This is a genomic window from Aquabacterium commune (assembly GCF_004362855.1).
Taxonomy (GTDB): domain Bacteria; phylum Pseudomonadota; class Gammaproteobacteria; order Burkholderiales; family Burkholderiaceae_C; genus Aquabacterium; species Aquabacterium commune.
In genome coordinates, this window is sequence record NZ_SNXW01000006.1 from 35,053 (window position 1) to 56,003 (window position 20,951).

The window sequence follows — 20,951 nt, forward strand, 5'->3', positions numbered from 1 at the left end:
GCGTCAGCGGCCGCGCAGGAAAAGCGCGTCCAGCTCCTTGAGGGTGAGCTGGCGCCAGGTGGGCCGGCCGTGGTTGCATTGGTCGGCGCGCTCGGTGGCTTCCATGTCGCGCAGCAGGGCACTCATCTCCGCCAGGTTGAGCCGGCGGTTGGCGCGCACGGCGCCGTGGCAGGCCATGGTGGCCAGCAGTTCGTGTTGGGCGCGGCGCACCACGTCGCTGGCGTCCAGGTGGGCCAGCTCGGCCAGCACCGAGCGCGCCAACGCCACGCCATCGGCCTGTTGCAGCGCCGCAGGCACGGCGCGCACCGCCAGCTTGCCCGGGCCGATCAGGCCCACGTCCAGGCCGAGCAGCAGCAGCGCTGCGTGGTGGGATTCGGCCGTGGCGCATTCCTGCGGCGTGGCGGCAAAGGTCAGCGGGATCAGCAGCGGCTGGCTGTGCAGCGGGGCCGCATCGAGCTGGGCCTTCAGGCGTTCATAGACGACGCGCTCGTGCGCGGCGTGCATGTCCACGATGACCAGGCCCTGGGCGTTTTCGGCCAGCACGTAGATGCCACCCACCTGTGCGATGGCGCGGCCCAAGGGCCATTCGTGGCCGCTCGGGTCGGTGGGCGGTGCTTCAGCGGCTGGCAGGCGGGGCCAGGAGGATGCCGCCTGCGCCTCGGTGTCATCGGCGGCCTTGCGCACCTGCGGCAGGGCGAGGTCGGCGAAGGCATCGACCGGGCCGGTGCGAGCCGCCGTGGCCTCTGCAGGCAAGCCAGCGCTTGGCCAGCCGGCCCAGCGCTGCTCGCTGGCGGCATCGGCGGCGCGCCAGGGCAGGGCGGATTGCGAGGCGCCGCCCAGGGGGGCTGGGGCCTGAGCTTGCAGTGCGTGGCCAGGTGCGTGCAAGGGCGCTTGCACGGGCATGTAGGAACCATCGGCCCGCAGCGTGCTGCCGCCTTCGACCTGCCCGGCAGCGCCGGCCATGGCGCCCATCGATGCCCCCGCCGCCGCACCCGTCCCCGCCGCCCGCGACAGCGCCAGCGCCGACTCCACCGCCTTGCGCACCGCCTGGTGCACCTCGCGCGAATCGCGGAAGCGCACCTCGATCTTGGTCGGGTGCACGTTCACGTCAACACGCTCGGGCGCGATCTCGATGAACAGCACGTAGGTGGGTTGGCGGCTGCCGTGCAGCACGTCTTCGTAGGCCGAGCGGATGCCGTGCGAGATGAGCTTGTCGCGCACATGGCGGCCGTTGACGTAGCAGTACTGCCAGTCCGAACGCGAACGGGCTGCGTCGGGCAGGCCGGTGCGGCCGTGCACCCGCATCGGGCCGATTTGCAGGTCCACCTCGCGGCTGGTGTCGGTGAAGGCCTCGCCGAGCACGTCCTGCATGCGCTGCTGCAGGCTTCCCGGACGCAGCTGCTCGACCAGCTTGCCTTCGTGCCAGACGCTGAAGCCCACATCGGGCCGCGCCAGGGCATGGCGGCGCACCGATTCCAGGCAGTGCGCCAGCTCGGTGGCGTCGGTTTTGAGGAATTTGCGGCGTGCCGGGGTGCTGAAGAACAGCTCGCGCACCTCGACGCTGGTGCCGATGCTGCGCGCGGCCGGCGTCAGCTCGCCCGAGCGGGCGTCCAGGCGGTGGGCGTGGGCGTCTTCCGCCGTGCGGCTGGCGATGGCCGCCTCCGACACCGACGCGATGGCCGCCAGGGCCTCGCCGCGAAAGCCCATGGTGGCCACGCTTTCCAGGTCATCGAGCGAGCGGATCTTGCTGGTGGCGTGGCGCAGCAGGGCCAGGGGCAGCTCGCTGACGGGGATGCCGCAGCCGTCGTCTTCCACCAGGATTTGCCGCACCCCACCGCCCATGAGCTTGACCGTGATCTGGCTGGCGCCCGCGTCCAACGCGTTGTCCACCAGCTCGCGCACCACCGAGGCCGGGCGCTCGACCACCTCGCCCGCGGCGATCTGGCTGACCAGCTCGTCGGGCAGGGCCTGGATCTGGCGCCGTGCGCGCACCTCACCTGCGCGGGCCGGCCCCCCGGTTTCGGGTGAAGATGCCGCCTCATCGAGGGCAAGGGCGGTGCTGCGGCGGTCGGACGTCATGCTGTTATTGTAAAAGGGGCGCTCGTGAAAGGGCGCCTGCCTTTTCGCCAACCTTGCGCCCTGCGCACCTTTCTCGCCAGACCCACGCCGTCCCCATGGAAATCGCCACCTTCCTCATCGACTTCATCCTGCACATCGACAAGCACCTGGCCGAGTTCGTCCAGATGCACGGCACCTGGGTCTATGGCCTGCTGTTCCTGATCGTGTTCGTCGAAACCGGCCTGGTGGTGATGCCCTTCCTGCCGGGCGACTCCCTGCTCTTCATGGTCGGCGCGCTGGCCGCAGGCGGCGCCATGAGCCTGCCCGTGGCGATGGGCGTGCTGCTGGTGGCGGCCATCCTGGGCGACCAGCTCAACTACAGCATCGGGCGCCACCTCGGGCCGAAGGTCTTCCAGTGGGAGGATTCGCGCTGGTTCAGCCGCAAGGGCTTCGACGCCGCCCACCGCTTCTACGAGGAGCGCGGCGGCATCACCATCGTCCTGGCGCGCTTCATGCCGTTCATCCGCACCTTCGCGCCCTTCGTGGCCGGTGTGGCCGAGATGAACCGCGTGACCTTCACGCTCTACAACGTGGTGGGCGCGCTGATCTGGGTGGTGGGCTTGACGCTGGCCGGCTACTTCTTCGGCAACATTCCCTTCGTGCAGCAGCACCTGAGCAAGATCATCCTGGCCATGATCATCGTGCCGGGCCTGATCGCCATCTTCGGGGCCTGGAAAGCCGGCCGCCAGGAAGCGAAGGGCCAGCAGGCCTGAGCGCGGCGCCCGGGTTCACAGCGCCCGGTTGCGTGCCAGCGGCGGGTTGCGCGCGAAATAGCGCTGGATGCCCGCCAGCAAGGCGTCGGCGAGCTGCCCCTGGTAGGTGTCGTCCTTGAGCTTGGACTCTTCCTCCGGGTTGGAGATGAAGCCCGTCTCGACCAGGATGGACGGGATGTCCGGCGCCTTGAGCACCGCGAATCCGGCCTGCTCCACCCGAGGCTTGTGCAGCCGGCCGACCTTGCCCAGGTGACCCAGGATGGCTTGGCCGAGCTTGAGGCTGTCCTTGATCTGGGCGGTGGTGGACATGTCCAGCAGGGCGCGCATCACCGAGGCGTCGCGCGCCTTGATGTTGACGCCCCCCACCAGGTCGGACGCGTTTTCCTTCTTGGCCATCCAGCGTGCGGCGGCGCTCGTGGCACCGTTCTCGGACAGGGCGAAGATGGACGCGCCGCGCGCCTCGGGGTTCATGAAGGCGTCGGCATGCACCGAGACGAACAGGTCGGCCTGCACGCGGCGGGCTTTCAACACGCGCTCCTGCAGGGGCACGAAATAGTCGGACTCGCGCGTCAGCATGGCGCGCATGCCCGGTTGGGCGTTGATGCGGGCGCGCAGCTTGAGCGCGATCGACAGCACCACGTCTTTCTCATAGAGGCCGCTGGGGCCGACGGCGCCGGGGTCTTCGCCACCGTGGCCTGCGTCGATGGCGACGATGACCAGGCGCGAGGTGTCGTTGGCCGCTTTGCTGGCTTCGGCCGATGCGGCATTGGCGGCTGCGCTGCGCTCAGCGACCTTGCCCGCGTTGCCGCTCGCATTACCGCTCGCATTGCCGCCTGACCCGCCCACCGAACTGTTGCCTGCCGTGGCCGTGCCACCTTTCTTGAGCCCACCGATGAACTCGCCCAGGGCGTCGTTGACGGCATCGGCCGCCTGCGATGAGGGTGTGCCGGTGCCGGCCCCTGTGCTTGGCGTGGCAGGTGCCGTGGGGGAGGCGGGGGCAGCCGGCAAGGCGGGGGGGGCTGAAGCCGTGGCCGAGCCCTGAGCACTTGCGGCAGCACCCGTCTGCGGCGCACTCGCGGCCACCTGCAGGCCGGCGCGCGGGTCCGCCGCCTGGGTGGGGTAGAGGTCGAACACCAGGCGGTGCTGGTAGGCGGCCACCGGGTGCAGGCCGAAGACCTGCGGCTTGATGGCCTGCTTGAGGTCGATGACCAGGCGCACCACCTTGGGCCGGTTCTGGCCCACGCGCACGCCGGCGATGAAGGGATCGTCCGAGCGCACCTTGCGCACCAGGTCGCGCAGCTGGGGGCTGAGCTCCAGGTCGTCGATGTCGATGACCAGGCGGTGCGGGTTGTCCACCGCGAAGAAGGTGGCGTTGAGCGGGATGTCCGATTCCAGCGTCACGCGGGTGTAGTCGGCCGCCGGCCACAGGCGCACGGCCAGCAGCTGCGCGCCCCAGGCCAGCTCATGCGGGCCCAGCACCAGCACGGCCACGCCGCCCAGGGCTTGCTTGAGCAGGCCGCGGCGACGGGCGTTGTCGGGCAGCTCGTGGCGCGTGTCATCCATGGAGCGACTCCTTCACGGTCATGCCCAGGGGCGTGCCGGCCTGCAAGCGCACGCTGCGGGCTGGCGGCGTGTCGGCATCTTCGCCGCGCACAAGGCCTGCCTCGCCCAGCACACCGATGTGCATCTGCAGGTCGGCCACCGGCAGCAGGCCCGCGGCCTTCTCAGGCCACTCCACGACCTTGAGGCCGGGCGCACCGAACAGGTCCCGAAAGCCGGCGTCTTCCCACTCCTGCGGGTCGTTGAAGCGGTAGAAATCGAAGTGGTGGATGGCCATGCCCGGGGCCTCGTGCGGCTCGACCACGGCGTAGCTCGGGCTCTTGATGCGGCCCTGCACGCCCAGGGCGCGCAGCAGGTGGCGGGTGAAGGTCGTCTTGCCGGCGCCCAGCGTGCCGTGCAGTTCCAGCGTGACCGAGCCGCCCGCGCGCAGGCGAGGCTGCAGGGCCTGCGCCAGTTGCGCGGCCAGGGCGGCACACGCGGCCTCGTCGTGCCAGACGAGGTCGCGTGGTTCGGCGCCAGCGTGCAGCGCTTGTGGCACGTGCGACGCGTGTTGGCTTGCTAGGATGCTTGGATGCGTCATGAATCTGCAGACACGGCCTGGAACCCCGACGAGGTGCTGGCGTCCTTGCGCCAATGGGCCACTGAACTGGGATTTTCTCAGATTGGCGTGGCCGATGTCGATCTGTCAAGTGCCGAAGCGCCTTTGATGGCCTGGCTGGGCCGCGGTTTCCACGGCGAGATGCACTACATGGCGGCCCACGGCCTCAAGCGCGCACGGCCCGCCGAGCTGGTGCCGGGCACCGTGCGCGTCATCACCGCGCGCATGGATTACCTGCCGCAAGCCCTGCCCGATGGCTGGCAGGCGGTCAGCTGGGAGCGCATGGCCACGCCCTCGGCGGCGGTGGTGTCGCTCTACGCCCATGGGCGGGATTACCACAAGGTGCTGCGCAACCGCCTGCAAAAACTCGCCGAGCGCCTGGCCGAGGCCATCGGGCCGTTCGGGCACCGCGCCTTCACCGATTCGGCGCCGGTGCTGGAGGTCGAGCTGGCCAGCCGCAGCGGCCTGGGCTGGCGCGGCAAGCACTCGCTGTTGCTGTCGCGCCAGAGCGGCTCGACATTCTTCCTGGGCGAAATCTACGTCGATGTGCCGCTGCCGCTGACGCAGCCTGAGACGGCGCATTGCGGCCAGTGCACCGCCTGCATCGACGTCTGCCCCACGGGCGCCATCGTCGAAGAAGGGGTGGTCGATGCACGGCGTTGCATCTCCTACCTCACCATCGAGCTCGACGGCCCCATCCCCGAGGCCATGCGCCCGCACATCGGCAACCGCATCTATGGCTGCGACGACTGCCAGCTCATCTGCCCCTGGAACAAATTCGCCCAACGCGCCCGCCTGCCCGATTTCGACACCCGCATCGGCCTGGACCGCGCCACGCTGCTGCAGCTCTGGGCCTGGGACGAGGCCACCTTCCTGCGCAGCACCGAGGGCAGCGCGATCCGCCGCATCGGCTTTGCGCGCTGGCAGCGCAACATCGCGGTGGCGATGGGCAATGCGCTGGCTGCGAGGGCCGATGCCACTGGCCAGCCGACCGGTCACCTGCCCGATGAACCGACCGATGAGCCCTTGCGTCAAGCCATCCGCGCCGCCCTGCAAGCCTGGTTGGCCCAGCCGCCGGCCTTGGGCGAGCAGCAGGCCATGGTGGCGGAGCACGTGCGGTGGGCGCTGGCCCAGGTGCCAGCGGATCGGTGACGGTGATCGGCCATCCGGTGCGGCGCGCCAGCCGATGGGGGCGGTGCACAAGCCGGACAGCACGGCGCACCTGCGGCACAGTGCGGGCCGCCAAGCGATGTCAGTCGCGCGCAAGCCGCGCCGGGGCAGGCGCCGACCCTGTTGGCTTGTGCGCAACACCGACCGACTGCACGCGCGGGTCAAGTTGGGTGGCGTGCCGCCCGGTGAGCCTTGCGCGCCAGCCAAACCGGGTTGCACGCCGAGCGTTTCGGTTCGCGGGCGAGTGCCCGTGGCATCGCGCGCGGCCCAGAGCGGGCGGCGGGCGGGTCTTGGGGGCTTGCGCGCCAGGCTCATCGGTTGGCGGGCCGAGCACATCAGGCCACGCACGGAGCCATTCGGCGCGCGGCGTCCGTGGGTGATGCCGGACGCCGACGCTGCGCGCCCAGCTTCAGCCGTTCGTCAGCACCACCTTGCCCCGCACCTGACGCGAGCCCATCAGGTCGAAGGCCTGCTTGAGGGCGGACATGGGCAGCGTGTGCTCGATGACGGGCTTGATCTTGCCCTCCATGTACCAGGCGGCCAGCTGCATCAGGCAGGCGGCGTTGTTCTGCGGCTCGCGCTTGGCGAACTCGCCCCAGAACACGCCCATGACGGAGGCGCCCTTGAGCAGGGCCAGGTTCAGCGGCAGGTTGGGGATCGCGCCATTGGCGAAGCCGACGACGAGGTGGCGACCGCGCCAGGCGATGGAGCGGAAGGTCTGTTCGGTCAACTCGCCACCCACCGGGTCATAGACCACGTCGGGGCCCTTGCCCTCGGTGATGGCCTTGAGCGCCTCGCGCAGGTTCTGCGTCGTGTAGTTGATGGTGGCGTCGGCGCCCAGCGTGGTGCACAGCGCGCACTTCTCGTCGGTCGAGGCCGCGGCAATCACCTTGGCGCCTGCGGCTTTGGCGATCTGGATGGCGGCCGTGCCCACGCCCCCGGCAGCGCCCAGCACCAGCACGGTCTCACCGGCCTTCAGGGCGGCGCGGTCCATCAGCGCGTGGTAGGTGGTGCCATAGGTGCACAGGAAGGCGGCGGCGTCTTCGAAGCTGAAGGCGGGCGGCAGCGGCATCAACGCGAAGGCCGGCGCCAGGGTGTGGGTGCCGAAGCCGCCGGTGCCCGCGAAGCCCGCCACGTGCGTGCCCACGGCCAGGTGCTTGACGCCTTCGCCCACAGCTTCGACCACGCCGGCGAACTCGGCACCGGGCACGAAGGGCATGGGCGGCTTCATCTGGTACTTGCCCTGCACGATGAGCAGGTCGGGGAAGTTCAGGCTGGCCGCCTTGATCGCCACGCGGACTTCGCCTTTGCCCGGCTCGGGTGTCGGGGCGTCTTTCCAGCTCAGGGCGTCGGGGCCGTCGAGGGTGTCGCAGAACCAGGCTTGCATGTCGTGTCTCCTATCGTCGTTGTGTGGTCAGAGCTGGCGGGTGTTGAAGGTGTCGCACTGGGCCATGTCGCCCGTCTCGAAACCGCGCTTGAACCAGCGCATGCGCTGCGCGCTCGTGCCGTGGGTGAAGCTTTCGGGCACGACGCGCCCCTGCGTTTCGCGCTGCAGGGTGTCGTCACCGATTTGGGAGGCGGCGTTGAGCGCCTCTTCCAGGTCGCCCGATTCCATCAAGCCCTTGGCCTGCTGGGTGTCATGCGCCCAGATGCCGGCGTAGCAATCGGCCTGCAGCTCCAGGCGCACGCTGGCGGCGTTGTACTGGGCTTCGCTGACGCGGCCGCGCAGGCGGTCGAGCTTCTCGGACGTGCCTTGCAGGTTCTGCACATGGTGGCCGACCTCGTGCGCGATGACGTAGGCCTGGGCGAAATCGCCGGGGGCGCCCAGGCGGTCGCGCAGGGTGTCGTGAAAGCCCAGGTCGATGTAGATGCGGTGGTCGGCGGGGCAATAAAAGGGGCCCATGGCCGCCTCGCCCTTGCCGCAGGCCGTGGCCGTGCTGCCGCGGAACAGTGTCAGGCGGGGGTGCGCGTACTGACTTCCGTGCGCCTGGAACTGGGTTTGCCAGACGTCTTCGGTGGTGGCCAGCACCTGGCGCACGAAGCGGGCGCCGGGGTCATTGGCCTGGGCGGTGGCTGGGCTGGGGCGCTGCACCTCGGTGGGTGCACCCTGGCCGAGGCCGCCGTCCACCGGGCCGCCGCCGTTGAGCAGGCTGAGCACGGTCAGCGGGTTGATGCCCAGGAAGTAGCTGGCCACCAGGGCCACGGCCACGCCACCCAGGCCGAGCCGGCCACCGATCAGGCCCCCGAGGCCGCCACGGCCACCGCCGCCGCCAAACCCGCCGCCCTGGCCTGAAGCGTCGCGCACGTCATCGACGTTGTCGCTTTCACGTTGACCGTCCAACCGCATGTGTGTCTCCCTGTGCGCAATGCGGGTCAGATGGTAGCAGCGCGTGTCGGCCGTCCCGCCTGACTACAATCGCGGCAGCATTCCGCCCAACCGCGCCCCACCCAGGCGCTCCGCTCAGCCCCACCCCACGCCATGCCCCAAGCGCCGGATTCCCCGTTGCCCGTCGTCATCATCGGAGCTGGCCTGGCCGGCCTGACCGTGGCGTTGCACCTGGCCGAAACCCAGCCCGTCATCGTGCTGGCCAAGCGCCAGCTGGAAGAAGGCGCCACGGCCTGGGCGCAGGGCGGCATCGTCGGCGTGCTGGGCAGCGACGACAGCATCGAGTCCCATGTGCGCGACACCCAGGAGGCCGGCGCCGGTCTGGTGGACGAGCGCACCGCCGAGTTCATCGCCCGCCACAGCGCCGAAGCCGTCGCGTGGCTGGTGGCGCGCGGCGTGCCCTTCTCGCCCGACCCCGAAGGCCCGCTGGGCTTGCACCTGACGCGCGAAGGTGGCCACGCGGTGCGCCGCATCGCGCACGCGGCCGACGCCACGGGCAAGGCCATCCACGACGTGCTGCTCGACGAGGTCAAACGCCATCCCAACATCACGCTGCGCGAGAAGTGGATGGCCATCGACCTCATCACCAACCGCCACCTCAAGCGCAGCGCCCAGGAGGCTTACGAGCAGGCCCGCGACATGGGCCGCTGCCATGGCGTCTATGCGCTGGACATCGAGAACGGCCGCATCGAAACCCTGCACGCCGCGGCCGTGGTGCTGGCCTCGGGCGGTGCGGGCAAGGTCTATCGCTACACGACCAACCCCGAAACCTCCACGGGCGACGGCATCGCCATGGCCTGGCGCGCGGGCTGCCGCATCGGCAACATGGAGTTCATCCAGTTCCACCCGACCTGCCTGTACCACCCGCAGGAGCGCAGCTTCCTCATCACCGAGGCCCTGCGCGGCGAAGGCGGCATCCTGCGCCTGCCCGATGGCACGCGCTTCATGCCGGCGCACGACGAGCGCGGCGAACTGGCCCCGCGCGACATCGTCGCCCGCGCCATCGACTTCGAGATGAAGAAGCACGGCCTGGACCACGTCTGGCTGGACGCGACCCACCTGGGCGAAGCCTTCCTCAAAGAGCACTTCCCGACGATTTTCGCGCGATGCCTCTCGCTGGGCATCGACATCAGCAAGCAGCCCATCCCCGTGGTGCCGGCGGCGCATTACACCTGCGGCGGCGTGGTCACCGACCTGCACGGCCGCACCGACCTGCCGGGCCTGTACGCCGTGGGCGAGACCACCTACACCGGCCTGCACGGCGCCAACCGCCTGGCCAGCAACTCGCTGCTGGAGTGCGTGGTGCTGGGCCGCAGCTGCGCCGACGACATCCAGGCCAACCTGCCCGAGAAGGCGCCCAAGCTGCCCGGCTGGGACGAAAGCCAGGTGACGGACGCCGACGAGGAAGTGGTCATCGCCCACAACTGGGACGAGCTGCGCCTGCTGATGTGGAACTACGTGGGCATCGTGCGGACCACGCGCCGCCTGGAGCGCGCCCTGCACCGCATCAAGCTGCTGCGCCAGGAAATCGACGAGTACTACGCCGCCTTCCGCGTCAGCCGCGACCTGCTGGAGTTGCGCAACCTGGTGGATTGCGCCGAACTCATCGTGCGCTCGGCCCTGTCGCGCCAGGAAAGCCGTGGCCTGCACTACAGCCGCGATTACCCGCGCACCTTGCCAGTGAGCTTCCCCACCATCCTGTGCAAGAAGCCCAAGCGCAAAGACGCCTGGCTGCCGTGACGTCACTTGATTTTGGCGTGAACACCCCCCACCGATGCCATGAACAAGTCAACAGCTTCCACACCGTCCGCACCTTGGGGCCAGTTTGGGTCGCTGCCATTTTGGTTGCCTGTCATTTTGGGTTGTTTGGTTGTGTTGACGCGGCTGCCATGGGTGGGGCAGGGCTACGGTGCCGATGCAGACGCATGGCGTGCCGTGCAAGCGGGCGCCCATTTGTTTGAGACGGGCACCTACATCCCCTCTCGCCCCCCGGGCTACCCGCTGCCCGAGTACTTCCTGGCGTTTTGCCATGGGCTGGGTTGGGACACACCTCTGGCCATGACCTTGGTTTCCGCGGTGCTGTCTGGTTGTGTTGGCGCCTTGATGTTCACTGTCTCGGCTGGTGCTGGTCTTGGGCGCGCCTTGGCGGCAGCGTTGGCGCTGACCATGACGCCGGCCATTTTCGTGGCGTCGATCACGGTGATGGATTACCTGTGGGGCATGGTGTTCTTCCTGATCGCCACCTTGTTCATGAGGCAGCAGAAGCTGCTGGCAGCTGCGGTGTTCCTGGGCTTGGCAGCGGCGTCCAGGCCCACGTACGCCGCAGGTGTGGTGCCTTTGGCGCTGCTGTTCCTGCAAGGCGACTTTCAGCGGCTGCGCAGGCTGGCCACATGGCGCGCGCTGGGTGTTTTCGCCTTGCTCTCCGGCGCCATCACGCTGGCTTTGTTTGTGCCTGTGATCCAGTCCATCGGCTGGCGTGTCGTCCAAACGCCTGCACCAGGCGTTGGGCGGTGGTTGACTTTCGCGCTCAACATGAGCATCAACCTGTTCGGGCCCATCGGGGTCCCTGTGGTTGCAGTGGCAGTGGTGGACGCCTGGCGCATGCGCCGTCGTTCTCTGCCGCTCACGCCGGTGGACCGTGGCATGGTGGCCTGGTCCGTGAGCCTGATCGTGCTGTATGGCTTGCTGTTCGTGCGCTTGCCTGATGAAGCCATGTACTTGGCGCCCGCCTTGCTGGGAGGGTACTGGCTGGTTGCCCGCTCAGCCCACTGGATCACCTTGTGCCTGTTGAGCGGTGCTTTGGCACTGTCTGCGCTGTTTGGCGGACTGGGGCGTGCGCCAGATGGCGGCGTGAAGTTGCTGCGCCAAGGTCTGGTGCTGCGCGATGTTGCTGTTCAGGCGCGCCGGCACTGTGTGGGTGTCGCGGTCAAGGAGGTCCTTGAACAGCCGGATGGTCCGGATTTCTTGATCGTGGCCGAATACCGTCCGCAGATGATGGTGGAGCTGGGTGCGCCGCTGAGCGAGCGGATTTTGTACACGGCCAAGATTCGGCCCGATGGCCGTTGGATCGATGCCGAAAAGGGCGTGCTGCCTGCGGGCAAGCGAATGGCGATCATCGATCGCGCTGTTGCTCAACAGACAGAGGATGACGCGACCCTCTTGCCCGCCCTGCAGGTGGTGCACACACGCGCAAACTGCCCTGATTGATGCATGCGGTGCTGAGCCGGATCAGCGCCGCGCCCGCATCGCGTAGCGGGCCTGCACGAACTCGAAGGCATAGACCACGGTGTCGTGGATGAGCTGCTCGCTGTCCTGGCGCTCTTTCTCCGTCATGTGGAAAGCCAAGTCCACTTGGTGGCGGATGTAGCGTGGGGGCAGGCGGTTCAGCGCCACGCAGGCCACGTCCGGGTGGTGGTCTTCCGTCAGCAAGGGGTAGTTGGCCGACAGGTCACTCACCAGGTTCACGACCTGCTGTTCGTAGAAATTGTGGATCGTGCTGAAGTCGGCGGGCATGGGCGGTGACGGTGCTTTGGGAGCGACGCTCGCCAGTGTCTCCCAGCGGGGCTGCGCCGTGGCGTGAAAAAAGCGGCAAAAGCCGCCTCAGCCTGCGACCTTGCCCAGCACCCGCATCGAGAAGTCGATGGCCGTCACGTCTTTCGTGAGCTTGCCAATCGAGATGCGATCGACCCCCGTGGCCGCGATGCCGCGCAACTGCGCCAGCGTCACGCCGCCAGACGCCTCCAGCAGGGCATGGCCGCCGGTCATCTCCTGGTTGATGGCCACGGCCTGGCGCATCAAGGCTTCGTCGAAGTTGTCCAGCAGGATGCTGGTGGCGCCCGCCGTGAAGGCCTCGCGCAGTTGCTCCAGCGTTTCCACCTCGATCTGGATGCCGATGTCGCGGCCATGCTTGGCCGCCTCTTCGGCCACCAGGGTCTGGGCGCTGAGCAGCGCCGCCGTCACCGAGCCGGCCGCGGCGATGTGGTTTTCCTTGATGAGGATGCCGTCGTACAGCGCCAGGCGCTGGTTGACGCCGCCACCCACGCGCACCGCGTACTTCTGCGCCAGGCGCAGGCCCGGCAGGGTCTTGCGGGTGTCTAGCACGGCGCAGCCGCGCGGGTTGGGCGAGGCGCGCTCGATGGCCTTCATGTGGCGGAAGGTCTGGGTGGCCACGGCCGACAGCGTCTGCAGGAAGTTCATGCTCGGGCGCTCGGCCGTCAGCAGGGCGCGGGCATCGGCCTGGATCTGGCAGACGTCGGTGTTGGCGACCATGAGGTCACCTTCGGCGTAGGCCCACTCGACGGTGGTGGAAGGGTCCAGCTGGAAGAGGCAGGCCTCGAACCAGTCGCGCCCGCACAGCACGGCCTCTTCGCGCACCAGCAGGCGGGCGTGCACGCGCTCGCTGGGCACCAGCTGCGCCGTCCAGTCGCACACGCCCACGTCTTCGAACAAGGCGTCGTGGACGTTGCGGGCGCGGGCTTCTTCCAGGGTTTCGTTGTGGTCGAACATGGTCGGGCGGCAATCGAAAGGGGGCGAAGTTGGGGGGGCGAAAGCGGCTCAGGCGGCGCCGACGTTGGGCACGAAACCCTGGGCCGGTTGGGCGATGGCGGCGGGGTTCTGCGCCACGAAGGCCAGCATGCGGTCGATGCAGCCGTGGGCCTTGAGGCGGATGGCTTCGTCCACGGTGATCTCGCCCACGCCCTTTTCGAGGCAGTCGAGCACGCCTTGCAGGCCGTTCATGGCCATCCAGGGGCAGTGTGCGCAGCTCTTGCAGGTGGCGCTGTTGCCGGCCGTCGGGGCCTCGATCAGCACCTTGTTTGGCGCCAACTGGCGCATGCGGTGCAGGATGCCGTTGTCGGTGGCCACGATGAACTCGGGCGCGTTCGACTCGACCACGGCCTTGAGCAGTTGCGAGGTCGAGCCCACCACGTCGGCCTGGGCCACGACGCTTTCGGGCGACTCGGGGTGCACCAGCACCAATGCGTTGGGGTGGTCCTTCTTGAGCAGGTCCAGCTCCAGGCCCTTGAACTCGTCGTGGACGATGCAGGCGCCGTTCCACATCAGCATGTCGGCGCCGGTTTCCTTCTGGATGTAGCGGCCCAGGTGGCGGTCGGGCGCCCACAGGATCTTCTCGCCCTGGTCCTTGAGGTGCTTGACGATGGCCAGTGCGCAGGAGCTGGTGACCATCCAGTCGGCGCGGGCCTTCACGGCGGCGCTGGTGTTGGCATAGACCACGACCTTGCGGTCGGGGTGGGCGTCGCAGAACGTCGCGAAGTCATCGGCCGGGCAACCCAGGTCGAGCGAGCAGGTCGCGTCCAGGTCGGGCATCAGCACAGTTTTGCCGGGCGACAGGATCTTGGCCGACTCGCCCATGAACTTCACGCCAGCGACGATCAGCGTTTGCGCGGCGTGGTCGCGGCCGAAGCGGGCCATCTCCAGCGAGTCAGAAACGCAGCCGCCGGTGGCCAGGGCCAGGTCCTGCAGGTCGCCATCGACGTAGTAGTGGGCCACCAGCACGGCGTTGCGGGCCTTGAGCAACTCGGCGATGCGCGCCTTGGTGGCGGCCTTGGCGCTGGGGCTCAGGGGCGCGGGCACGCGGGCCCAGGCGTGGGCGGTGCAGGTGGCGCCGCTGGCGTCTTGCAGGTCATAGTCGTAGCTGACGGAGGTGGGGGTGCCGGTGGAGGTGTTCATGGCGCTCGCGGTCGGGTCCGAAGGCTCAGGGTGGGGGTGCAGGGTCAAGGCAGCGGGGGCGCATGGGGCCTGCGCTGGCGCGGTGCGGGAGGCTGGCCGCGCTGCAACCGTTGGCGGTCCAGCCAGACTACCAGTTCGCAGGACAACCACACCGCGTAGAAGGCAAAGACGATGTCGCTGAGGAAGTGCCCGCCTTGCATGATGCGCCCTGCACCGATGGCGCTGCCCGCCATCAGGCCGATGATGAGCCAGCGCCGGCGTGCCGCAGGACGGCAGGTCAGGCCCAGGGCCATCAGCGCGAAGCCCGTGGCCGCATGGCTGCTGACGAAGCTGCGGTGGCTCCCGGGGGTGTCGCCGGGGGAGAAAGGGCCGTGGTAAGGCTCTGGGCCGCCGAAAGGCACGGTCTGCACCGGTCGGGGGCGGCCCACGGTGTTTTTCAGCACGCCTTCGATGAGCAGGCCAGGTCCCAGCAGCGCCGCACACACAAAGACGGTGGACAGGTGGCGCCAGGGGCCGCGGCAGCGCTGGGCCGCCTCGGGCTTGCCGGCCGAGGCCAACGCGCGGGCCAGCCAGGGTGCGAGCAGGGCGTGCAGGAGCATGGCCAGGAAGAGCGCACGCCCGAGGATGGGCGTCCAGTTGTAGAGCGCCAGCACGAGGGGGTCTTTCGCGCGGAAGAAGCCGAGATCCAGATCGAAGTAGCGCGCCGAGACCAGCAGGTCCAGGCCCGGGAACTTCGAGAACACGGCCACGGCGAAGAACAGGCCGGCCCAGAGCAGGCGGCTGTCGATGCTGGCGGCGGGCTCTGCCACTTCCGGCGCGTTGGCCGGGGCGCTTGGGGCGGTCATGGGATGAGCCTCAGGGCGTCAGCAAGGGGGCGGAGCGACTGTCCGGCTGGGTGCCGCTTTGCTCCATGTAGGACTGCTGCGTGTAGCCCAGGAAGCCGCGCAGGAAGAAGAGATGCAATTCGATCTTGCGGTCCGAGGACACCGGCACCACGGTGGATTTCAGGTGCCGCACGATGGCAAAGCGCTGGGTGATGGCGTCTGGCTGGGGCGAGTTGCTGATCAGCAGCACGTCGGGGCCGACGCGGTCCGGCAGGCTCTGCGTCAGCTCGTAGTGGTTGTTGCGCGTGCCCTTGGGGTTCCAGAACAGCGTCTTCACGCCGTGGCTGCGCCAGTTGTAGGCCGCCTGGGTGACGAGCACGCGCTGGTCGGCCAGCACGGGCAGGCCTGCGACCACCGGGTCGTCCAGGGCCGGGGCCAAATCAGCGAAAGCCTCCTGCCAGCCGCGCATGCGCCACATGGCGTCGAACTGATGAGGCAGCGGCGCAGTGGACAAATCGCGCGCGTGCATCACCAGCCCGGTCAGCAGCAGGTTGCCGCCCAGCATGACGACCAGCCAGCGGTGCGGGCGCGGTGCCGCCAGCGGCACCAGGGGCGGGCTCAAGAGTGTGGCCAGCAGCAGCGTCAGGCCGATCATGCCCGGCGCGGCCCAGTTCAGGTTCGCATCTGCATAAAGCGCTTGGCCCAGCGCGAGCAGCAGCAGCGGCAGGCTCATGGCCCACAGGTAGCGGCGGCTGGACACCGACGCCAGGTAGTAAGCCGATGTCCGCGCCACGGGCCGGGCCTCCGTGCCTGCAGCCGAAGGGGCGCTGCCCAGGGTCGAGTGTGCCCATTGGCTCGGCGGCATCACCTGGCTGGAGTTCGCCCACTGGCTGCGCGGTGCGACCGGCGTCTGGCCGAGGGCACGGCGCTGGCGCCAGGCCAGCCACAGGCCGGCCACGACGACGACCGGGCCCAGCATCAGCAACTGCCCACCAGCGAACTCGAGCGCGGACAGCAAGCCGCCGTTGCGCCCCGACTTCGTGGTCAGCTCGGCCGTGTGCTGCAGGGTCGGGAAGCCGTGGTGCGCGTTCCACCACAGGTTGGGCGACAGGATCAGCAGCGCCAGCGCGATGGCCACCCACGGCCCCGGTCGCATCAGGCCGCGGCGCGGGCCATGCACGGCCCACAGCGTCCAGAGCGCCGTCAGCGCAAAAGCCGCCATCGTGTACTTGCTCATCAGGCCCAGGCCGCAGGCCAGGCCCACTCCCACCCAGTAAGCCATGCGGTTGGTGACCTGGGCGCGCCACAGCATCCAGCCAGCGACGGTCCAGCACAGCAGCAAAGGCGCATCGGTGCTGGCGAACAGCCCCAAGGCACCGACCATGGGCAGGGTCAGGAAAAGGGCGCCCGCCACGACGCCTGTGCGCACACCGCTGCTGGTCGGCCACAGGGCGCGTGCAAAGCCGACCATCACCAGCGCCGTGACCGGGTAGAGCAGCATGGTCATCAGCTTGACACCGACCACGCCCGAGCCAAACAGCTTCGTGCTCAGCCAGATCAGGCCCGCGATCATCGGCGGCTTGGAGTAGTAGCCCCAGGCCAGGTGACGCGACCAGTCCCAGTACTGGGCCTCATCGAAGAACAGCGAGATGCCGCTGTGCCCGATCAACCACACGCGGTAGATCAGCAACACCACGGCGAAGGCCAGCAGCATCCACAGGCGTGGCCCCCAGATCTGCGGCCAGCGTTGACCCGCGGGCTTGCGCACGGCTGGGGCCTTGGCAGAAGGCGAGGTGGCCGGTGGGGTTGCTGTGGAGCGCTCGTTCATGGTCGGGTGGGGTGCTGCAAAGGCGGCTCAGTGCGTCTGGTGCCAGGCCGATTCTGCGGCCAGTTGCGGGCCCTGGGTGGTGTGGTATGGCGCCACATCGCCCCGGTCGTAGTAGATGCGGATGAGCAGCTCGGCCAGCACGCCAGTGGTCAGGAACTGCAGCCCGCCCAACACACAGAAGAAGCCCAGCCACAGCAGGGGGCGCCCCCCGATCTGCTCACCGAACATCTTCAGCACCGCCAGGTAGCTCAGGATGGCGCCGCCCAGCAAGCCGATGCCCAGGCCCAAACCGCCAAAGAAGTGCCCAGGGCGGCCCGAGAAGCGCAGGAAGAAGTTGACGGCCAGCAGGTCCAGCACCACGCGCAGCGTGCGCGAGATGCCGTACTTCGATTCGCCGCGCGTGCGCGCATGGTGGCTCACCGGTTCCTCGGCCATGCGGGCCGGCGAGGTCACGGTGGCCATCCACGCCGGGATGAAGCGGTGCATTTCGCCGTACAGGCTCACGCGCTTGAGCACGGTGGCACGGTAGGCCTTCAGGCTGCAACCCAGGTCCTGGAACTCCAGTTGCGTGATCTTGCGGATCAGTCGGTTGGCGATGCGCGAAGGCACCTTGCGCAGCCACAGGCCGTCCTGGCGGTTCTGGCGCCAGCCAGCGACCAGGTCGAGGTCCTCGCGCAGCAGGCGGGCCACCAGCTTGGGGATGTCTTTCGGGTCGTTCTGCAGGTCACCGTCCAGCGTCACGATGACGTCACCGCGCGCCGCGTCGATGCCGGCCTGCATGGCCGCCGTCTGGCGGAAGTTGCGCCACAGGTGGATGGGGCGCACGTGCGGGCCGCGCAGGCGCGCTTGTTCGTCCAGGGCCTGTTGCGTGCCATCGCGGCTGCCATCGTTGACGATCAGCAGCTCCCAGGGGAAGGGGTAGTCGGCCAAGGCCTCGTGCACGGCGGTGACGAAGGGCTCGACGTTCTCCACCTCGTTGTACATGGGCACCACGATGGACAGGCGGTGGTCAGGCACCTGGCCTGTGGCTGGGGATAGGTTCGCGACGGTGTTCATGGACTTCTCTTTCGTGTCGGATGCGGCTCAAGTGCCGGGGCGCGGCGGGGCTTCGGGCGCTTTGGGCACTTTGGGCGCGCCGCGGCTGAGCCACAGCGCCACCAGGCCGGCCAGCACGGCGCACAGCAGGAAACACAGGTGCAGCGCCAGGGCTGCGCTGATGGCTTGGGCGAGCGGGGGAGGCATGTTGCCCACGCCGGTGGGCGGGTCGGACAGGTCAGACAGGCCGTTGGCCATGCCGACCCAGACGCCCGCTTCGTAGGTGCCGAAGCCCGCAGGGCCTTGCACGGGCACAATCGCCGCCAATTCTCCCCCCAAAGCACCGGCCCATGCCTGCATGAAGCCCGCGTCGGTGATGGCGGCCAGCAGGCCCGCACCCGCGGCCAGCTTCAGCGCCCAGTTGGCCAGGGTCAGCAGCCAGGCCGCAGGGCGGTGGTGTGCCGGCTCCATCAGGGCGTGGCGCAGGCGGGAGAGGTGACCGCGCCAGCCTTGGGCGGCTTCATCGACGTCTTGCGGGTGGTCCTCGAACCAGCGCTGGAGGCCCTGCGTGAGCGCCACCCATCCGAGCACCAGCACGGCCAGCCCGGCCGCACGCCAGGCCAGCGGCAAACCCGGCCACAACAGCAAGCCCAGCAGTGCCAGCACGCTGAGGTCCTGCAGGCGCATCCACATCAGGCAGACCACCGCGCGGGGCACGGGGTAGCCCAACTGACGGGCCGCCAGCCAGGGGAAACTCAACTCGCCGGCGCGCATGGGCAGCAGGTTGACGGCGGCGTTGTGCATCAGGATCACGCGCAGCGCATCGGTGCGCAGCCCGAACCAGCGGCCCGCGGCGCGGTGGTGGGCGTCGAGGTCGAGCACCACCTGCAAGCGCGCCGAACGCAGGCCATAGCTGCCCAGCAGCCCCAGCAGCGTCAACACCCAGGTCAGCAGGGTGGGGCGCGCCAGCGCGGCTTGTGCCTCGTGCAGCGGTGTTTTGTGCAACAGCCAGCCCAGCAGCACCAGGCCCAGCGTCCAGGCCACTGCCATTTTCACGCGCGAGCGCCGGCCTGCAACGGGTGCAGCATCTGCATCAGGCGATGGCGATGGGAGGGGGCGGGTGTCTGGCACGAAAGTGGACAGAGGTGGGCAAAAGCAGGCAAAAAAGCGGGCGAGCAGGCGGAGCGGTCTGACGCAAAGGCGGGATTGTCTCGCATTTGCGAGCTTGGGCCGAAAAGGCAAAAGCGGGCCGAAGCCCGCCTCTGTGTGACAGCCATCAGGCTGGCCGCCGTGGCTCACGTCACTGTGCGCCCTCGCGGAACAACACCACGCTCACGGTTTCGAACAGCACCAGCAGGTCCAGGAACAGCGAGTTGTTCTTCACGTAGTACAGGTCGTACTGGTGCTTGTGCAGCGCGTCCTCGACCGATGCACCGTAGGCGTAGCGCACCTGGGCCCAGCCCGTCACACCCGGCTTCACGCTGTGGCGCACGTCGTAGAAGGGCAGCTGCTCGCGCAGTTGGGCAACGAACGTGGGGCGCTCCGGGCGCGGGCCCACCATGCTCATTTCACCCTTGAGCACGCTGAACAACTGGGGCAGTTCGTCGATGCGGGTCTTGCGGATGATCTTGCCAACGCGTGTCACGCGGGCGTCGTTCTTCTTGGCCCACACGGCCACGCCATCTTTTTCGGCGTCATTGCACATGCTGCGGAACTTCAGGCACATGAAACCCTTGCCACCCAAACCGACGCGCTCCTGGCTGTAAATCAGCGGGCCGTGGCTCTCCAGCTTGATGGCGATGGCCGTGATCAGCATCACCGGCGAGGTCAGCAGCAACAGGGTGCCCGAGGTGACGACGTCGAACATGCGCTTGACGATGATGCGAGCGCGGTCCTGCGCGAAGCCGCGGCCATAGACCAGGAAGCTGGCTTTCAGGCTGTCCACGGGCACTTCCCCGGTGGTCTGCTCGTAAAAAGCGGCGAGGTCCATCACGGGGATGCCCTGGATGCGGGCCTGCAGCAGCTGGTCCATCGGCACATTGCCGCCGCGTTGCTCCTTGACGGCCACGATGATCTGGTTGACATCGTGACGGCTCACGATGTCGTCGATAGAGGCTGCGCGAGGGAAGATGTTGAAGCGCTTGTCTTCGGCGGGGAGCACCGACTCGCCGGCGGGGTAGAAGCCCACCACCGAGTGGCTGCGCAGGCGGCGCGACTTCAGGTCGGCAGCCACGGCATGGGCTTCGTTGCCTGTGCCGATGATCAGCACGCGTTGTTGCACGAGCGAGCCGTTCCAGGCGGTCAGCAGGAGACCGCGCACCAGCACGAGGCCGACCATGAGGTAAACGATGGCAAAGCCCATCAGGTGGTGTGCCTGAGCGCCGTCCACAGACGTCTTGATGGCCAGTTGGTAAGCGATCGGTGCTGCGATCAGGCAGCCCAGCACGGCACGACCCAACTTGGCCCTGGCGGTTTTGCGGATCGCACCTTCGCGGTACACACCGACCAAGCCGCAATGCAGGGGGATCAGGAAGGCAAAGCCCAGACCTGCGCGAAGCGCCGTTGCCATGCCAAACGAACCTGCGTCACCAGAGAAGTGCGCAAGCGTCAGGGTGCCCAGCAGGATCGCCAGAAAGCTGGTGAGGCTGTCTGCGATCAACTCAGCCAAGGTGACCAGCGAGATGTGGTGCTGAAATACCCGGAACATGTTTGGCCTCTCTGTGCCGGCCCTTGCAATGCGCAAGAGCTGCAACCGGTGATTCGGATTGGTAAGATTTTGTAATCCAGCCATTGTCAAGAAGATGGCCGTGTTCCAACATCCTTCGTTTGTGGGGTGCACCCTAAACTTTGGGGGATCCGCATGCCGCATCGCGAATTGCAGCCCATTGGCCATGGGAATAGCGGACAATGTCAGGTTGCATGGCGCACGCACAAGCCACAAATCCATTGTGGAGGGGGCACCTTGGCTGTGCCCGTCGCGCAGGGTGTGGCTGTTACAAAGTGCCGTGAACCATTGAGCAGTCCTGGCGTT

The 20,951-nt window shown here is 68.3% G+C and carries 17 protein-coding genes; 4 read left to right on the forward strand and 13 right to left on the reverse strand.

What is annotated here, in order from left to right; genetic code table 11:
* Positions 1 to 3: 3 nt before the first annotated feature.
* Entirely contained in the window at positions 4 to 2,079 is a 2,076-nt protein-coding gene (gene mutL / locus EV672_RS11100) for a DNA mismatch repair endonuclease MutL (protein WP_133609194.1), read from the reverse strand.
* Between the two features lie 95 nt (positions 2,080 to 2,174).
* Here mutL and EV672_RS11105 point away from each other — a divergent pair, with 95 nt between their 5' ends.
* On the forward strand, positions 2,175 to 2,831 hold the full coding sequence (locus EV672_RS11105) for a DedA family protein (protein WP_133609196.1): 657 nt from the start codon (positions 2,175 to 2,177) through the stop codon (positions 2,829 to 2,831).
* A 15-nt stretch (positions 2,832 to 2,846) separates the two neighbouring features.
* On the opposite strand, the gene EV672_RS11110 is transcribed toward EV672_RS11105, so the two are convergent.
* Both EV672_RS11110 and tsaE read right to left on the reverse strand, forming a co-directional pair.
* The gene (locus tag EV672_RS11110) at positions 2,847 to 4,394 is read right to left on the reverse strand and encodes an N-acetylmuramoyl-L-alanine amidase (protein ID WP_133609198.1); all 1,548 of its coding nucleotides are present in this window, start codon (positions 4,392 to 4,394) and stop codon (positions 2,847 to 2,849) included.
* Complete coding sequence (tsaE, locus tag EV672_RS11115) at positions 4,387 to 4,971, reverse strand: tRNA (adenosine(37)-N6)-threonylcarbamoyltransferase complex ATPase subunit type 1 TsaE (protein ID WP_133609200.1); 585 nt, start codon at positions 4,969 to 4,971, stop codon at positions 4,387 to 4,389. Before tsaE ends, EV672_RS11110 begins: the two co-directional genes overlap by 8 nt.
* On the opposite strand from tsaE, the gene queG reads away from it, so the two are divergent.
* The gene (queG, locus tag EV672_RS11120) at positions 4,963 to 6,141 is read left to right on the forward strand and encodes a tRNA epoxyqueuosine(34) reductase QueG (RefSeq protein ID WP_133609202.1); all 1,179 of its coding nucleotides are present in this window, start codon (positions 4,963 to 4,965) and stop codon (positions 6,139 to 6,141) included. The two genes, tsaE and queG, sit on opposite strands and share 9 nt — an antisense overlap.
* 427 nt (positions 6,142 to 6,568) lie before the next feature.
* Here queG and EV672_RS11125 read toward each other — a convergent pair whose 3' ends face one another.
* Both EV672_RS11125 and ypfJ read right to left on the reverse strand, forming a co-directional pair.
* A complete protein-coding gene (locus tag EV672_RS11125; RefSeq protein WP_133609204.1) occupies positions 6,569 to 7,546 on the reverse strand; it encodes an NADPH:quinone oxidoreductase family protein in 978 nt (325 codons plus the stop codon).
* Positions 7,547 to 7,573: 27 nt separating this feature from the next.
* A complete protein-coding gene (ypfJ, locus tag EV672_RS11130; protein ID WP_133609206.1) occupies positions 7,574 to 8,506 on the reverse strand; it encodes a KPN_02809 family neutral zinc metallopeptidase in 933 nt (310 codons plus the stop codon).
* Positions 8,507 to 8,638: 132 nt separating this feature from the next.
* Here ypfJ and nadB point away from each other — a divergent pair, with 132 nt between their 5' ends.
* Together nadB and EV672_RS11140 are read left to right on the forward strand one after the other, a co-directional pair.
* A complete protein-coding gene (nadB, locus tag EV672_RS11135) occupies positions 8,639 to 10,285 on the forward strand; it encodes an L-aspartate oxidase (protein WP_133609208.1) in 1,647 nt (548 codons plus the stop codon).
* Positions 10,286 to 10,882: 597 nt separating this feature from the next.
* Positions 10,883 to 11,752 carry a hypothetical protein gene (locus EV672_RS11140; protein ID WP_133609210.1) on the forward strand — a complete coding sequence of 290 codons (870 nt, stop codon included), beginning with the start codon at positions 10,883 to 10,885 and terminating at the stop codon, positions 11,750 to 11,752.
* Positions 11,753 to 11,773: 21 nt separating this feature from the next.
* On the opposite strand, the gene EV672_RS11145 is transcribed toward EV672_RS11140, so the two are convergent.
* The 8 genes from EV672_RS11145 to EV672_RS11180 all read right to left on the reverse strand — a co-directional run bounded on the left by EV672_RS11145 (position 11,774) and on the right by EV672_RS11180 (position 20,627).
* On the reverse strand, positions 11,774 to 12,058 hold the full coding sequence (locus EV672_RS11145) for a late competence development ComFB family protein (protein ID WP_133609212.1): 285 nt from the start codon (positions 12,056 to 12,058) through the stop codon (positions 11,774 to 11,776).
* A gap of 87 nt (positions 12,059 to 12,145) precedes the next feature.
* The gene (gene nadC / locus EV672_RS11150) at positions 12,146 to 13,051 is read right to left on the reverse strand and encodes a carboxylating nicotinate-nucleotide diphosphorylase (protein ID WP_133609214.1); all 906 of its coding nucleotides are present in this window, start codon (positions 13,049 to 13,051) and stop codon (positions 12,146 to 12,148) included.
* Positions 13,052 to 13,099: 48 nt separating this feature from the next.
* Complete coding sequence (gene nadA / locus EV672_RS11155; RefSeq protein ID WP_133609216.1) at positions 13,100 to 14,233, reverse strand: quinolinate synthase NadA; 1,134 nt, start codon at positions 14,231 to 14,233, stop codon at positions 13,100 to 13,102.
* Between the two features lie 44 nt (positions 14,234 to 14,277).
* Positions 14,278 to 15,078 (reverse strand): phosphatase PAP2 family protein, encoded by an 801-nt coding sequence (locus EV672_RS11160; RefSeq protein ID WP_133609218.1) that lies wholly within the window; start codon positions 15,076 to 15,078, stop codon positions 14,278 to 14,280.
* 10 nt (positions 15,079 to 15,088) lie between these two features.
* Positions 15,089 to 16,885: an ArnT family glycosyltransferase gene (locus tag EV672_RS11165; protein WP_133609220.1), complete on the reverse strand. Its 1,797-nt coding sequence runs from the start codon at positions 16,883 to 16,885 to the stop codon at positions 15,089 to 15,091.
* Between the two features lie 27 nt (positions 16,886 to 16,912).
* Positions 16,913 to 17,941, reverse strand: coding sequence for a glycosyltransferase family 2 protein (locus EV672_RS11170; protein ID WP_133609222.1), 1,029 nt, complete (start codon positions 17,939 to 17,941; stop codon positions 16,913 to 16,915).
* Between the two features lie 27 nt (positions 17,942 to 17,968).
* Positions 17,969 to 18,970: a lysylphosphatidylglycerol synthase domain-containing protein gene (locus EV672_RS11175; protein WP_243738664.1), complete on the reverse strand. Its 1,002-nt coding sequence runs from the start codon at positions 18,968 to 18,970 to the stop codon at positions 17,969 to 17,971.
* A 250-nt stretch (positions 18,971 to 19,220) separates the two neighbouring features.
* On the reverse strand, positions 19,221 to 20,627 hold the full coding sequence (locus EV672_RS11180; protein WP_133609226.1) for a TIGR03013 family XrtA/PEP-CTERM system glycosyltransferase: 1,407 nt from the start codon (positions 20,625 to 20,627) through the stop codon (positions 19,221 to 19,223).
* Positions 20,628 to 20,951 lie beyond the last annotated feature (324 nt).